Raw genomic sequence first — 15,598 nt, 5'->3', positions numbered from 1 at the left:
AGTGCCTCCTGCTCATCAATTCATGTTTTATTATACACCTTTATGACCTTAACGTAAACGTTAATGTTTGATCACTTGATTTCTATTGTGGTTTGATGCAGAATAAATAGGAATCATTACGTTTTAAAGGAGGTACCCTATGCGTTCATTTCCATCCAAAAAAGAACGACACGCACAATTCGGTTCTGTCCCGCCAAGCGCTAGAACAAAACCTTGTCAAAAAGAGGACATGATAGACATCCAACAAACTGAACAGGACTTTTATTTTGATCTGGAACAGGTCGGAATTTGCCGTGTGTCGTACCCTGTACATATTTTGTCTAAAACGGCTCCACAGCACCAAACCGCTTCCGCTGATTTTACGCTGAGTACATATTTGCCAGCTCATCAAAAAGGCATTCATATGAGCCGTCTCACCGAGCAGCTTCACTCCTTTTATGAGAGCGGAAAGCCGGTTGATGTGGATTCCTTAAAAGAATTGACAGCACAGCTTGCCAAGCATATGAATCAGCCATCTGCCTCGATTCAAGTTTCCTTTCCGTGGTACATGGAAAAAAAGAGTCCCATCAGCGGAAAGTCCGGTTTGATGCATGCAGACGTGCAATATGACATCCACTTTCATGAAGAAAACGGATGGATTTGTCATATTGGCTGCACTGCTCAAGTGACAACGTTATGTCCTTGTTCAAAAGAAATCAGTGAATACGGCGCACATAATCAGCGCGGCACTGTATCTATTCAGGTAGAGCTGTTTGAACAAGGTCAACTCCCTGATGACATGAAAGCAGATCTACTGCAGATCATCGAGTCTAATGCGAGTGCACCCCTTTACCCTGTACTCAAAAGACCAGATGAAAAACACGTGACAGAAGAGGCCTATGAAAATCCACGTTTTGTAGAGGATGTTGCGAGGTTAATTGCCGCAGAGTTGTACGAACAAAACTGGATTAAAGGGTTTCAAATTGAGTGCCGAAATGAAGAATCCATTCATCAGCACGATGCTTATGCCAAATGTTCTTATCAAAAAAACTGTAGAATGTCTCTACAGTTTTTTTGCCAACCTTTATTTTTCATTACTTTCTAATTCCTCAATCATCATCGACAGTTCTGTCCAGCGATCCATCGCTTGTTCTAGTTCTTCAGCGACGGCTTTTTGCTTGTCCATCAGCTCTTGAATTTTCCCAAAATCACTGCCAGCCTCAGCAATGCTGGCTTCAAGTTGCTGGTGTTTGTCCTCTAGTGCTTGTATCCGATCTTCAATCCCATCCCATTCAAGCTGGTCCTTATAGGATAGTTTTTTCCTCTTTTTCGGTGCAGCTTCTACTTGTTTTTCAGCTGGTTTTGTCTCTGTCCGCTTCTGTTCTTTTTCTTGCTCCATGTAATCGCTGTAAGCACCTTGGAAGTGTGAAATACGACCATTTCCTTCAAACACAAGCAGACGATGGACGACTCGGTCTAAGAAATAACGATCATGCGACACGGTGATGACTACGCCTGGGAACTGCTCCAAATAATCCTCTAAAATGCTCAGCGTCTCTGTATCAAGATCATTCGTCGGCTCATCTAAAAAGAGAACATTCGGCTCTTCCATCAATACCTTCAATAAATACAATCTGCGGCGCTCTCCCCCTGACAGCTTGCGGATAAACGTGCGCTGCATGGATCTAGGGAATAAAAATCTCTCCAACATCTGCTCTGCTGTCACAATGACGCCATCTGCCGTTTTGACAATTTCAGCTGTTTCTTTGATGTAATCAATGATATTCAGCTCTTCATTCATTTCGTTATGGTCCTGCGTGTAATAGCCAATGCGGACTGTTTGTCCAATGGTCAATTGTCCATTCGTCGGTTCGATTTTACCCGCCAGGCAATTGAGTAAAGTCGTTTTGCCCACTCCATTCGGTCCGATAAATCCGATACGATCACCTGGCACGACTAAATCACTGAACTGGTCCACAAGGGTTTGACCAGCAAATGTGATGCTGATCTCTTCTGCCTCAATCACTTGTTTTCCAAGCCGGTGAGAACCGATCGCAAAATCAAGCTCTCCCTTTGCATCAGGTCCCTTTTGATCCTTCAGCTCTTCCACTCTGCCGATACGTGCTTTTTGCTTTGTCGTTCGAGCCTTTGCCCCTCTTCTGAGCCATGCAAGCTCACGTCTAAGCAGGTTTTGACGTTTCGTTTCTTTTACTTGAGCTTCTGCTTCTCGTTCCGCTCTTTTTTCTAAAAAGACTTCATAATTTCCTTTATATGTGTAAAGCTGCCCCTGATTTAATTCATAGATCCGATTGGCGACACGGTTTAAGAAATAACGATCATGGGTGACAAGAATGACAGCCCCGCTGTATTGACTCAAATATCCTTCAAGCCATTCAATGGTTGCGTTGTCTAGATGGTTTGTCGGCTCATCTAAAATCAGCAAACCCGCAGGCTGAATTAAATTTTTGGCGATCGCCACACGCTTTTTCTGTCCGCCTGATAACGCATGAACAGATCGGCTCACATCTTTAACGCCAAGCTTTGTCAAAATCGTTTTCGCCGAAAGGTTCGCATCCCATGCGTCGTCCTGATCCATTTTATTTTGCATACGCATAAGCGCTTCTTGTTTTGCCTCGTTTTGTGGATCATGCTCTAAATCAGCCAGCGCCTTTTCATAGGCTTTCATCGTTTGAATCATCGGTGCTGTTCCTGAAAAAATATAGTCGAGAATCGTTTCATCCCCGCTCATTTCAGGATCTTGCTCGAGAAATTCGATATCAAGTGTCCCTGCCTTTGTGATGTCGCCTTCCTCAAATGATTCAAGTCCTGCAATGACTTTTAAAAGCGTTGACTTCCCTGTTCCATTCGGTCCAATTAACCCGATGCGTTCCTTTGGTTCTATATGAAAAGAGATATGGTCAAACAGCGTTTTTTCGCCATAGGTTTTATATAATCCTTCTACATTCAATAAACTCATTTTATCAGCCCTTACATAGATTCTTCCTTTATTTTAAATCAGCCAGTAGCAGAAAACTAGTTTTAAAAAACCCGCTTCTGAAAAGAATGTTTCCTTTTGATGCTCGATACACTATGAAGAGGTGATCTAAAGATGATAACCATTAGTTTATGTATGATTGTGAAAAATGAAGAGGAGGTTTTGGCTGACTGCCTGTCTTCTGTTCAAGACATTGTAGATGAGATGATCATTGTTGATACAGGATCAACAGATCAAACAAAGGACATTGCTCACTCCTTTTCAGCAAAGGTACTCGACTTTGAATGGGTCCAGCATTTTGCAAAAGCACGCAATTTCGCTTTTTCCCATGCGACAAAAGAGTATATCTTATGGCTGGATGCCGACGATGTCCTACTTGAAGAGGACCAGCAAAAACTGCTTCAGCTCAAACAGACGCTTGATCCCGCAGTAGATGCCGTCTCGATGTTTTACCATGTTGGATTTAGTGAGGACGGTCAGGTGAATTTTAAATATAGAAGAAATCGGCTCGTCAAGCGTGCCTTGAACTTTCAGTGGTATGGGGCCGTTCATGAGTTTCTTCAGGTGTATGGCAACATCTTACCGGCTGATATCGCCGTCACCCATCAAAAGCGTAAGAAAACAACCGCTGGAGAGCCTGGACGCAATCTGCGCATTTATGAAAACATGCTTGCAAAAGGCGAAGAGATGACGCCTCGTGATCTCTTTTACTTCGCCAATGAATTACGAGATAACAAGCAGCATGTGAAGGCGATTCGCTTTTATCACAAATTTTTAGCCACAAAACAATGCTGGATTGAGGATGAAATTCGCACATGCCAAAATTTAGCTGACTGCTATTATGCAGTCGGTTTTGAGGAAGCCGCCTTATCCTCCTTATTGCGATCCTTCTTATATGATCAGCCCCGTCCAGAATTTTGCTGCCGGATTGGGGATCATTTCAAAGCACAAAATAAATACAAAGCGTCCATCTATTGGTATGAGCAGGCACTGAAGGCACCTGAAATCGAAACAGCCTTTACACTGACACAATATAAAACATGGTATCCTCACCTTCAGCTTTGCTATTGTTATTATCAGCTCGGTGATTTGGCTCAAGCCAAAACCCATCATCTTGCATCCTCAGCCCATTACCCAACCCATCCTAGTGTGCTGTACAACGAAAAAATATTTGCTGAACAAACGTAAATCTCCTGTTATCACATCCGCCTGTCACATGACGGCGGATGTCTTTTGATACACATTAGCCTTTTGTGACATTTAACACTTTAGCGATTTAAAGCGTTTTTCAACCAATTGACTAAATTGCCATTTACGCATATACTAACATTCGTCTTACGAAAAGATTTATCCATTAGGAGGTCAACATGAGTTCTTTATTTAGAAAAAAGTCTCTCGACCAGCTCATGCTTGAAAGTCAAACGAAGCGGCTGAGCCGTTCTTTGAATACATTTGATTTAATCTTGCTTGGCATTGGCTGTGTGGTCGGGACTGGCATTTTTGTGATAACGGGGGTTGCGGCTGCGAAAGATGCGGGACCTGCGATTATTATATCTTTTATTTTGGCTGCGATCGCATGCGCCCTTGCTGCTTTTTGCTACGCTGAATTTTCCTCGTCCATTCCAGTGTCAGGAAGTGTCTATACGTATTCTTACGCAACACTTGGAGAATTCCTCGCCTTTTTAATGGGCTGGGATTTAATGCTTGAATATGTTGTTGCGCTCTCTGCTGTGGCAAGCGGATGGTCATCCTATTTTCAATCACTGCTCAGTGGATTTGGTCTGCACATACCGAAGGCTTTATCGGCTGCACCCGGAGCCGCTGATGGGGCCATCTTTAACCTGCCAGGCGCACTCATTATTTTACTCATTACCTTTATTGTCTCAAGAGGCGTAAAAGAGAGCACGAAGCTGAATAACATCATTGTGCTCATCAAAATTGCCATTGTCCTCCTCTTTATCATTTCAGGCTTTGCTTACGTTAAACCTGAAAATTGGACACCTTTTATGCCAATGGGCTTCCATGGCGTGATTGCAGGAGCGGCCACTGTCTTTTTTGCTTACCTTGGATTTGATGCAATCGCTAATGCATCTGAAGAAGTCAAAAACCCACAAAAAGCGATGCCGATCGGAATCATCGGTGCGCTCGGTGTTTGTACGATTTTATACATCGGGGTTTCATTTGTCTTAACAGGCATGGTTCACTACACGAAGCTGAATGTCAGTGACCCTGTCGCTTTTGCTTTACAAGTGGTTGGCCTGAATAGTGTCGCTGGTATTATATCGGCAGGTGCTATTATCGGGATTACGACAGTGTTAATTGCACTTGTCTACGCTCAGGTTCGTTTAACCTTTGCTATGAGCCGAGATGGACTCATGCCGAAAATCTTTTCAAACGTTCATCCAAAATCGAAGACACCGGTTGCCAACACTTGGCTGACAGGCGCTGTTGCGGCATGTATCGTTGGATTCGTCAACTTATCAACACTTGCTAATTTAGTCAGCATCGGTACACTTGCGGCCTTTACGGTGATCTCGATCGCTGTGATCATACTCCGGAAAAAACATCCGAATATGAAAACAGCGTTTAAAGTACCCTTTGTTCCTGTCCTTCCCATCATTAGTGCGGTCATTTGTATGATCTTGGCTGCCACACTGAAATGGGAGACATGGCGAGCCTTCCTCATCTGGGTAGCCATTGGTGTCGTTGTGTACTTCACCTATGCAAGACGCAAAAGCCATCTGAATCAAACACAATAGAAAAGAGACACGGGGTATCCCGGTCTCTTTTTTGTTTAAATCACACTGTTTTTCACTGAATTCGAATCCACCATATCTGGATCGAGTACGCTTGAAATCGGAATGACAAGCGGTGAACAATCTCCATTGTCCTCACCAAAACCCTGGTTCAATTTCATCGAGAGAAAATAATCGATCTGCTGATAAGGTCCTAGCGTCAGTGATGCCCCCCGATCCATTGCATTGATTTTAAAAGCACCGACATTGACGACTGAGGGTGAGAATAACATCACACATCACTTCCTTGGAATAGGTTTAGCTGCTGGCGAAAAAGAGGCAGGTGAGTCCACTTGATCTCGATCATCTACATGGCTCTTTGTTCCGACAAAACCGCTGGCATCTCCAAAATTCTGTCCGTACCCCTGATTTTTTTTATCTGAGTTTTGCCACTCTGCTAACAAATTTTGTCCGACATTCACCGCCGACGCATTTTCAAAGGAATTAATTTTTAACATGAAAATATTAATATTGATATACGGAGTTGGTTGAACCACAGATAAACCTCCTTTTTATAGGTATATGCGAGCACCCATCAAGTATGTTAACAGGAGGTCTTCACATGGACTTCGAAAAAATGAAGCAGTGGATGGACATTGCCCAGCAAATGCATGGAGATGATTTTTGGAAAATGATATTCGATGATGAGCAAAGATCTCCCTTTATGGCAAATGGTCCGTCTCCCTTTACATTCTCGCAGCAAGATCAGCGAGGAACAGATGCATCGTTTCCACCAGTCGACATTGTGGAAACCCCTACTGAATTTCAGTACTTAATTTATCTGCCTGGCTACCGGAAGGAAGATGTTCAGGTGCTGTCATATGGTGAATATTTAGTTGTAAAAGGACAGCGTTTTTCCTTTTTTAACGAACAAGATTTTCGCCAAAAACAAGGAAAGTATGGTCCGTTTGAAAGAAAAATTCGGCTCCCAGATATGATTCTTGGTCAAATGAATGCGGCTTTTAAAGACGGCGTGCTATACATTCGCTTGCAAAAGGATGAAGGAAAAGCAACTGCGATAATCATAGATGACGAATATTGATACTGACTGCGTCTATTAGATCACGATCATCAATCGTTTCAATCGGCAAGATCGTGATCACGCCATCAGCATTTTGTTCACCAAAACCATTGTTTCTTTTGATCGTCGAGCAGTGATTTCGTACGATCGTCGAACCGAATGTCATCGAGGACCCTGTACCAATCGTATTCGTCTTCATATGGGTAATCTGAATGCGTGTAGGCAGCATGCACTTCTCCCCTTTCATGTATCTCTATAAGTATATACCGGGCAGCTTTTCCATAGACTAGAGCAAGGCGAAAGAAAAGGTTGTGGTCCACTTGAAACATTTCATTCAATCACTCTTTAAAAAAACCGAAGCCAGTCCATCCCCATCTGTCGTCGAGCTGGAAAAAAGACTCACCGCTCTTGAGCAGAAAATGTCTGCACCTGCTCCGCCTGTCTCGGAGGATACGCACATTCACATTGAATCACTGCATGTGGACAAAATTGACTACCATTTAGAGTTTGGTGAGCTTTCCATTGATCAGCTTAAAGGTAGACTCAACATTGGAGCCACCTATTACACGCCAAAGGACCCGCACCTCAAAAAGGCAGCTTCAGTACCGAAGCCAAAAGAAACAAAAACACCAAAAGTCTCCATTCGATCAAAGTCTTCATCTCAGCACGACCGGAAGCCAGAAATAAACCGCAAGCACAATCGCTACAATACTGATCACATTTAGCCAAAAGCCAGCCTTGACCATATCAGATATTTTCAGCACATCCGCACTAAAGACAGCCGCATTTGGCGGTGTGGAAATTGGCAACATAAACGCACATGAGGAAGCTAACGCAGCCGCAGCCATTAAGCCGTACGGCTCCATGCCAATTGCAAGTCCAAGCCCTACTGTAATCGGAATGATCATGTTCGCAACTGCTGTATTGGACATAATTTCGGTCATAAATAAAATAGAAGCCGTTAAAATAATCAGCAGCATGAGATACGACAGCCCATTTAAATGCTGTAAATTTTCCCCGATCCATCCTGTTAGATTCGTTTCCGCAAATCCTGTAGCGAGCGAAAGCCCGCCTCCAAACAAAAGCAAAAGCCCCCACGGCAACTGCTTCATATCCTGCCATTCTAGTATTCTCTCTCCATTTGTCGCTGGAATGAGAAATAACAGCATCGCCCCAAAGATTGCGATCGACGTATCCGAGACAGGAAGCCCGCCAAACAAAAAGATTTTAAAGATCCATAAAAAAGCCGTCATAAGAAAAATAGCAAAAACCCATTTTTCTTCTTGTTTCATTTTGCCTAAATCCTCTAAACCCTTCCGTATAAACGCCGCTCCCATTTCACCTGTGTGCTCTACCTTGAACTGTATCTTGGTCAAATACAGAAATAAGAGAATAAGCAGAACAGCCGCCACCGGAAAACCAAACAAAAACCATTCAAAAAACATAATTTCTCGATCTAACAACTTTTTTGACATCGCTGCAAAAACAGCATTTGGCACAGACCCAACGAGTGTCGCCAGTCCGCCAATAGAGGCTGAATAAGTGACTGATAATAGGATGCTTTTACTGAATCGGTCAAGAGATGCACCAGACAAAATATCGTTCGCCTTCACCTCTTTAATCACAGCCAGTGCCACAGGCAGCATCATCAGTGCTGTGGCTGCATTTGAAATCCACATAGATAAAAAGGCCGTTGCCATCATAACCCCTAATACAATGCGGTCACTTCTTGTGCCAATGATGTTTAAAATATGTAAGGCCATTCTTCTATGTAAATTCCATTTTTCAATAGCAATGGCAATCATAAATCCGCCCATGTACATAAAAACAATCGGGTCTCCATAAGCTCTTGATGTTTGCTCCATCGATAGCCCGCCAAGTGTTGGCAAAAGGATGATGGGCAATAAAGAGGTAGCCGGTATAGGCAAAGCTTCTGTGACCCACCATGTCGCAGTCCAAGCAGTAACGCCCAGTACCACTCTTGGTGCATAGGTCAATTCACTTTCTGGAATGAGCAAAAAAATAAGCAAAAAGAAGATCGGTCCAAGAACAAGTCCAGTCAGATTCACTTTTTTATAAACGATCACAATTCCTCCTTCATGAAAACGCTTTTAATTTTCTAATTTTTCACATTCGATGATCACATAAAAAATCCTTTAAATCATAAGAAAAAATGAAGAGATCCTTAAGCAGCAGCTGTGTCTTGCTTCATATTTCCACTTCATGACTTGGTCTATTTTCATAGGAGAAACTATACAAATCCTACACAGTAACTGTAAACTATAGAGGATCTAATCAAAAATTGAGGTGTTTTCATTGTATACAGATCAACGAAAATCATTTTGGAAACAGAAAAAAGTCATCATTCCCCTTCTTAGCATCATCGCGATTGCTGCTGCTCTCTTTTTCTTAAAAGATACGCTTTTCTCCAAAGAAAAAGAGGCGCTGAAAGCCGCTGAATCCTTTACGAAACATCTGGAGAAAAAAGAATTCACAAAATTGGCAGATGAGGTCACAAGCGGCTCTCTGAAAGCCAATGACTTTTCTAAAAAACAACTTGCCGAAAAATACGATCATATCTTTAGCGGCATCGGTGCGAATGAACTAAACGTCTCAAACGTCAACGTAGAAAAACAGGATAAAGGAAATGGGTATCAATTCACCTATGAAGTCACGATGAAAACGTCACTTGGAAAACTGAACAAACTCTCTTACAAGGGCGTTCTCTCCGAAGAGGATAACGAGTGGAAAGTAGACTGGAAACCAAATCTCATCTTCCCGCAAATGGAAAAGGGTGACACCATCAAAGTGACAACGGATCCTGCGGTACGCGGAAATATTGTAGATCGAAAAGGGCGCACGTTAGCAGAAACAACTGGTGGACACGCACTTGGCATCATCCCTGGAAAGCTCGGGACAGGTACGGAAAAAGAAAGCAACATCAAAAAAATCAGCAGCGCTTTTGATATAGATGAAGAGCTGATTCAAAATCAGTTGAAACAAGCATGGGTCACAGATGACACATTTGTCCCGCTAAAGTCTATGTTAGAGCAAAAGCCGATTCCAAAAGACATAAATGGCGTCACCTATCAAACGAAGGAAATGCGCTACTATCCATATAACGAAGCCGCTGCTCATCTGACAGGCTATGTGGGAAAAGCAAATGCGGATGATATCAAAAGAAATCCAGCTTTAAAGGCGGATCAAATCATCGGCAAAACCGGCCTTGAATTCACATTTGACAAGAACTTAAGAGGACAAGATGGCGGAAGCATCCTCATTATCCATGATGAAACAGGTATTGAAGAAACATTACAAAAAACAGACCGAAAAGACGGAAAAACAGTCAAACTGACCATTGATGCATCTTTACAGAAAAAAGCCTATCAACAGCTGAAAGGTGAAAAAGGGGCTGTCACCATTATGAATCCATCATCAGGTGATTTATTAGCGCTTGTTAGCACCCCTTCTTACGATGTCAATTTAATGACCAACGGGATCACGCCTAAACAATACCAAGCATACAGTGAAAATCCTGATCTCCCATTCCAAGCTCGGTATGCGAGCAGATATGCACCAGGATCTACATTCAAAACCATTACAGCAGCGATTGGACTGGAAACAGGTGTCACAAAACCTAATAAAGTGCGCACCATTCATGGACTGAAATGGCAAAAGGATCAATCATGGGGAAATTATCGCATTACACGGGTTCATGACAAAGAACAAGTCAATATGGTCGATGCCCTCGTGTACTCAGATAATATTTATTTTGGACAGGAAGCCCTTGAAATCGGCAAAGATACTTACGAGAAAAAAGTGAAAACATTTGGGTTTGGTGATGATTTAAACATGCCGTTCACAATGAAACCGGCACAAGTGTCTAACGACGGGATCCAATCAGACATCTTACTTGCCGACTCAGCATATGGCCAAGGAGAATTACTCATGTCTCCAATTGAACAAGTACATGCCTATTCTCCATTTGCAACAGGAGGAAAGCTTGTGTACCCTCGAGTCATTCAGGATGAAAAAACAGCATCACCAAAACAGATCATCAAAGAAGATACAGCAAATACGGTGAAGGATGCACTAACTCAAGTCGTCACCAATTCAAACGGAACCGCTCACTCGTTGCAAATAAAAGGGGCTGATATAGCCGCTAAAACCGGAACAGCGGAACTAAAGAGCAAACAAGGTGCGACAGACGGTACTGAAAATGGATTTTTACTTGCGTTTAATCCTAAAAAAGAAGATTATGTCCTCGTCGGCATGATTGAAGGTGTGAAAAACCGTGGAGGCAGTGGACTTGTCATTCAAAAAATGAAGCCTGTCATCGCTTCTTTCTATAAATAACCCTTTAGAGACACACGCTCCATCAAGCGCATGTGTCTCTTTTTTTCTAAATCATGACAATTTGCTATTGTTTTATAGTTCACCTTATGAATAAAATGAGGAGAATGAAAAAAAGAAAACAAGTTGAATGAAAGGAGGAAGTCTCATTGGCTATTGCTGCTCAAACAAAGAATAAACCTCAAAAAGCGGTCACCGGTTCAACGGTTTATCCTATTTTATTGATTATTGGTATTTGCCATATGCTCAACGACACATTGCAAGCCGTGATTCCTGCCATGTTCCCTATTTTAGAACGCTCAATGGGGCTGACCTTTACTCAATTAGGGCTAATCGCCTTTACATTAAATATGGTCTCCTCTGTCATGCAGCCTGCGATCGGGTGGTACACAGATAAACGGCCGATGCCCTATGCACTGCCTATCGCATTATTTTCAAGTGCTGTCGGCATTCTCGGCCTTGCGTTTGCACCATCATTTGCGACCATCCTACTGTGCGTCGTCTTTATTGGACTCGGCTCTGCGATTTTCCATCCAGAGGGCTCACGGGTTGCCAACATGGCAGCTGGTCCTAGACGGGGTCTTGCTCAATCCATCTATCAAGTCGGTGGAAATACAGGCCAAGCCTTTGCTCCGCTAATCGCTGCATTAATGCTCGTCCCTCTCGGTCAGCCAGGTGTGGCTTGGTTTACGATTGTTGGAATGATTGCTGTCGGTTTCCTTCTTTATATTTCAAGATGGTACGCAGGAAGACTTCAAACCATTCGAGCACAAGCGAAAAAAGCGCCTGCAAAAGCAGCAAGATCTGAACTTCATCGCAAGTCAGCGCTCACAGCACTTGGCATTATCGTCTTTCTTATTTTCGCACGTTCTTGGTATGGAAATGCGATCTCGAATTTCTATGCGTTTTATGCGATTGAACAATATGGTTTGACGATTAAAGAATCACAAACTTATATTTTCTTATTTCTTATATTGGGTGCGATTGGGACATTTTTAGGCGGGCCGCTTGCAGACCGCTTCGGCAAGAAAACCGTCATTTTAATTTCTTTATTAGCATCCTTTCCGCTTGCCCTGCTTCTCCCATTTGCCGGACCAGTTTTTGCTTATGTTTTACTTGGACTCATTGGGATCATTCTGACCTCAAGCTTCTCTGTCACCGTGGTCTATGCCCAAGAACTATTTCCCGGGAAAATTGGCACAATGTCTGGTTTAACTGTTGGGCTTGCGTTTGGTATGGGAGCGATTGGATCCGTTGCCCTCGGCTCATTAATTGATGCAGTCGGTTTAACGCCTACCATGATCGGTGTCGCCTTTTTACCGATATTAGGCATCCTAGCCTTCTTACTGCCAAGCGATCAGACCATAGCGAAATGGAATGAATCATAAAAGGTAAAAACCGCTCAATAAATGAGCGGTTTTTTCATATCTCATAAAAATGCGTGTCAGGAACATGCTTCTTTGCAATAAACCCCTGCTGAAAGTCTGGAAAGACCTTTTGCACCTGTTTAATTTTCAGATGAATCAAATCCGCATACGGAATATACAAATGATCCACAAGAGTGTGTTCTGTCATATAGTAATACCAATTCAGATTAAAGGTATTTTCATCAATGATCGTAAAGGCAGAGAAATGATAGAACAGCAGTGGACATTCGTCGAGATACATATCTCCTTTCACAACGGAGAGCTTATAGTTTTCAATATTCCAAATCGCTGCATTGGCACCTTTAGATGCCACCACATGGACACCCTCAAAATCATCGACCCACCTTTCAACATACCGCTGATCACCATATGTCTTTTTTTCCGTATCCATTTCTACTGTACAGTGCGCAATGCAGTTCTCTTTCCACTGCGTCACAGCCCGTTTGGCCACATCTGTGTTTCGACAGCCTACAAACCCAGTATTAAAACGGCCGGATAATTCATAAAAGTGATAGAATCGCTTGGAATTCATATGATCTGTCAAAAATACATGAGCGAGTGGATTTTCTGCAAATATCGCCTCTGGATCATGATAAAAATACAAATCCGTATCCAAATGAGCGAGATAATCTGCATCAGAGGACTCAAGAATTTTGAGTAGAAACGCAGGCTTAAGCGTCCAGCAATACTCGTGGAACGTACGATCCGCCTTTGCTTTTCGCAGCGAATCATCTTCCACATCTTCAAGCTGTTCATATTGGACATGTGGATGAGGAAACTGACTTAACACTGTGTAAGCCAAAGGATCAGCACATAAGACAGAAAGTTTGTATGATTGAGCCGTCTGCTCAAGTGAATGAATCAGCGCCAGCAGCTTAAACACATGGGTATTCGACACAATGGTTGTGAAATGATAGGATGCCATCTACAACACATCCACTTGGAACAAGTCAACATGCAGCAGCTCTTTTGTGAGCCCTTGAATGGCCTCGGCCAGCACCGTGCATCCATGTTCCTGCTTGGCAAGCTGAGCCGCCTCTGACAGCTTTTTCAAAGGGAAATGCTTTGCCGTCAGCACGTCCATTTGATCACGTTTAATGCCCACATTCCGCTCTGTGATCATATGAAGCAGCTCCAAAAAATAAGCGAGCAGATCATCATATGCTTCATTCTTACGCAGCTGGCGAATGTCTTTCACGATATCATTTGTCACGGTATGAGAAAATGGTCCAGAGAAAGCCAAATGAACATCAATCGAATCAATATTGTTGTACTTCTCGCACATATACAAAATGTTATATTTGATGTCATCGAATGACGTTAAATTACTTGGATGTTCCTGATGCACACTTAAAATATCCTCACGCAGCTCAAATGAGAGGCCAAGCTGATGTAGACGAATGCCTAAATCATAATCCTCAAACCCGTATCGAACGATTTTTTCATCAAACATCCCTAGTTCCATGACATGCTTTCGCTTGACGGAAGAGTTATTTGTGATAAAAAATCGCCACGGCAATTGATAAGAACTTAAATCATAGTCGTACGTGTTTAAAATGTCTTTCAGGATATCAATAAATTCGGACTGCAAGTCGAAACTTCTCTCTAGAAATGCGCCGCTTTTCACTTCCTCCATCGACACAAGAGACGTTTTGTCTTTCATTTTCCGCTGATACAGCCCTTGTTTTTTTAATCGATTCACATGATCTTTATCAAAACCGGTGTAAAAATAACGGTAGATTCGCTTCCAGCATACACCGCAAATGACACGGTCCTCATGATCAGCATGTGCCTCTGCGTGCTTTTGAATAAATTGGGGCTCTGCCAACATATCGCTGTCATGGAATATTAAGAGGTCTCCCTCTGCCTCACGAATGGCATGATTGCGCCCCTTGGCAATTCCTTGATTGACAGGAATACGCACCTTTTTGAATGGAAAGTTCACCTCAATGTTTTCGAGCATTTCCATCGTGCCGTCCGTTGACCCATTATCAGCGACAATGACCTCAAATGGAATATCGGTTTCCTGAAGCGTTAAGGAAAAGAGGCTCCCTTCTAAACGCTCTTTCGCATTATAACTCGGAATAATGACGCTGACCTTCGACTTTTCATTCATGCGCCATCCTCCTCCAGTTTGGCATAGCCGTTAAACATCGGATTGACTTGTTCTACCGATTCAATCACATGACGCAGCACTTCCCGATAGGCTTCTTGGAAAAATGGCAAGTCATCTCTTCCTTTTTCATGGATTTGCTGCATGTCATCTTTGCTTAAGATCCGAAAACCACTGAAATGATAGCAAATAAGTGGGCTTCCATCCTCAAGCAAAATACGTCCATTCTCTTCCTGATAAGAATGCTGGCCATAATTCCAGTGACCAATATTCACACCCTTTGTTTGAATATCTTCTACTTTTTCAAACAGCACCGGCATATGATCCAAATACCCTTGATCGCCAAATTTCCCCTCTCCAGGCGCATTTTTGCATTCTTTTAGACATTCTTCTTTCCACCAGCTCAGGCACTTTCGGCCGGCTTCATCTCCTTTAAAATGCAGGAACCCTGAATTATAGCGCCCTAAAAGTTTCTGAAGCATCTTCACTTCCTCTGGATCAAAGCTTGGAATGACAATATCCCCTCTTGATAGAAGCACAGAGGCATCAGGCTGGTTTTGAAAAATCACTTGTGGACTCTCATAAAAGAACAAATCCGCATCAAGATACGTCACTTCCTCCGCCTGGTCCTGCTTAAATAGCCACTCAATCCAAATCGGTTTTAATGTCCAGCAATATTCCGAATCATTTCGTTCCTTTTTGATCTCTAGAAGCTCCGGCGTTTCAAGCTCACGCACATGAACAAGATCGACATGCGGGAAATTCATTTGATGAAGCAAATCAAATGCAGCATCATCCATACATAACGTTTTGATGACAGCATCATCTTCTACTTGCTTCAACGATAAGAAAAACGCAATGGCTTGATAAAGTCTTCCACTTGATAGAACCGTACAATATATGCTGTTCATCTGT

15 protein-coding genes are annotated in these 15,598 nt (G+C 42.7%); 7 read left to right on the top strand and 8 right to left on the bottom strand.

Annotated elements, in window-relative coordinates; genetic code table 11:
• The first annotated feature begins 139 nt into the window (after positions 1–139).
• A complete protein-coding gene (gene folE2 / locus AC0VYC_RS03610; protein WP_475389469.1) occupies positions 140–1,084 on the top strand; it encodes a GTP cyclohydrolase FolE2 in 945 nt (314 codons plus the stop codon).
• Here folE2 and AC0VYC_RS03605 read toward each other — a convergent pair.
• On the bottom strand, positions 1,064–2,956 hold the full coding sequence (locus AC0VYC_RS03605) for an ABC-F family ATP-binding cassette domain-containing protein (protein ID WP_041506629.1): 1,893 nt from the start codon (positions 2,954–2,956) through the stop codon (positions 1,064–1,066). The genes folE2 and AC0VYC_RS03605 overlap by 21 nt on opposite strands.
• A 132-nt stretch (positions 2,957–3,088) precedes the next feature.
• Between AC0VYC_RS03605 and AC0VYC_RS03600 the strand changes: the two genes are divergently transcribed.
• On the top strand, positions 3,089–4,162 hold the full coding sequence (locus AC0VYC_RS03600) for a tetratricopeptide repeat-containing glycosyltransferase family 2 protein (RefSeq protein WP_286067103.1): 1,074 nt from the start codon (positions 3,089–3,091) through the stop codon (positions 4,160–4,162).
• 179 nt (positions 4,163–4,341) lie between these two features.
• Positions 4,342–5,733 carry an amino acid permease gene (locus tag AC0VYC_RS03595; RefSeq protein WP_008344176.1) on the top strand — a complete coding sequence of 464 codons (1,392 nt, stop codon included), beginning with the start codon at positions 4,342–4,344 and terminating at the stop codon, positions 5,731–5,733.
• Between the two features lie 35 nt (positions 5,734–5,768).
• Here AC0VYC_RS03595 and AC0VYC_RS03590 read toward each other — a convergent pair whose 3' ends face one another.
• Together AC0VYC_RS03590 and AC0VYC_RS03585 are read right to left on the bottom strand one after the other, a co-directional pair.
• Positions 5,769–6,002: a hypothetical protein gene (locus AC0VYC_RS03590; RefSeq protein ID WP_008344178.1), complete on the bottom strand. Its 234-nt coding sequence runs from the start codon at positions 6,000–6,002 to the stop codon at positions 5,769–5,771.
• A 6-nt stretch (positions 6,003–6,008) separates the two neighbouring features.
• A complete protein-coding gene (locus AC0VYC_RS03585) occupies positions 6,009–6,266 on the bottom strand; it encodes a hypothetical protein (RefSeq protein WP_008344180.1) in 258 nt (85 codons plus the stop codon).
• Positions 6,267–6,331: 65 nt separating this feature from the next.
• Between AC0VYC_RS03585 and AC0VYC_RS03580 the strand changes: the two genes are divergently transcribed.
• A complete protein-coding gene (locus AC0VYC_RS03580) occupies positions 6,332–6,811 on the top strand; it encodes an Hsp20/alpha crystallin family protein (protein WP_008344182.1) in 480 nt (159 codons plus the stop codon).
• Here AC0VYC_RS03580 and AC0VYC_RS03575 read toward each other — a convergent pair.
• Complete coding sequence (locus AC0VYC_RS03575) at positions 6,792–7,019, bottom strand: hypothetical protein (RefSeq protein WP_017360415.1); 228 nt, start codon at positions 7,017–7,019, stop codon at positions 6,792–6,794. The two genes, AC0VYC_RS03580 and AC0VYC_RS03575, sit on opposite strands and share 20 nt — an antisense overlap.
• A 91-nt stretch (positions 7,020–7,110) precedes the next feature.
• On the opposite strand from AC0VYC_RS03575, the gene AC0VYC_RS03570 reads away from it, so the two are divergent.
• Positions 7,111–7,515: a hypothetical protein gene (locus AC0VYC_RS03570; protein ID WP_056705609.1), complete on the top strand. Its 405-nt coding sequence runs from the start codon at positions 7,111–7,113 to the stop codon at positions 7,513–7,515.
• Here AC0VYC_RS03570 and AC0VYC_RS03565 read toward each other — a convergent pair.
• Positions 7,447–8,877 (bottom strand): SLC13 family permease, encoded by a 1,431-nt coding sequence (locus tag AC0VYC_RS03565; protein ID WP_475389464.1) that lies wholly within the window; start codon positions 8,875–8,877, stop codon positions 7,447–7,449. The genes AC0VYC_RS03570 and AC0VYC_RS03565 overlap by 69 nt on opposite strands.
• A 229-nt stretch (positions 8,878–9,106) precedes the next feature.
• On the opposite strand from AC0VYC_RS03565, the gene pbp4 reads away from it, so the two are divergent.
• Together pbp4 and AC0VYC_RS03555 are read left to right on the top strand one after the other, a co-directional pair.
• Complete coding sequence (gene pbp4, locus AC0VYC_RS03560; protein ID WP_475389462.1) at positions 9,107–11,146, top strand: penicillin-binding protein PBP4(5); 2,040 nt, start codon at positions 9,107–9,109, stop codon at positions 11,144–11,146.
• A gap of 146 nt (positions 11,147–11,292) precedes the next feature.
• On the top strand, positions 11,293–12,531 hold the full coding sequence (locus tag AC0VYC_RS03555; RefSeq protein ID WP_144740868.1) for an MFS transporter: 1,239 nt from the start codon (positions 11,293–11,295) through the stop codon (positions 12,529–12,531).
• A 34-nt stretch (positions 12,532–12,565) separates the two neighbouring features.
• Here AC0VYC_RS03555 and AC0VYC_RS03550 read toward each other — a convergent pair whose 3' ends face one another.
• From AC0VYC_RS03550 to AC0VYC_RS03540, 3 genes are read right to left on the bottom strand one after another with little or no spacing between them, the layout of a single operon-like run.
• Positions 12,566–13,495, bottom strand: a complete 930-nt coding sequence (locus AC0VYC_RS03550) for a putative nucleotide-diphospho-sugar transferase (protein ID WP_327861794.1) — start codon at positions 13,493–13,495, stop codon at positions 12,566–12,568.
• Positions 13,496–14,686, bottom strand: coding sequence for a glycosyltransferase family 2 protein (locus AC0VYC_RS03545; RefSeq protein ID WP_475389459.1), 1,191 nt, complete (start codon positions 14,684–14,686; stop codon positions 13,496–13,498).
• Positions 14,683–15,594, bottom strand: coding sequence for a putative nucleotide-diphospho-sugar transferase (locus tag AC0VYC_RS03540; protein WP_045034449.1), 912 nt, complete (start codon positions 15,592–15,594; stop codon positions 14,683–14,685). Before AC0VYC_RS03540 ends, AC0VYC_RS03545 begins: the two co-directional genes overlap by 4 nt.
• Between the last annotated feature and the right edge of the window lie 4 nt (positions 15,595–15,598).

This window comes from Bacillus sp. iso_77, from assembly GCF_056173625.1.
Note: the sequence above shows the minus strand (reverse complement) of the source record. Positions and strands in the feature narration are given on the sequence as shown.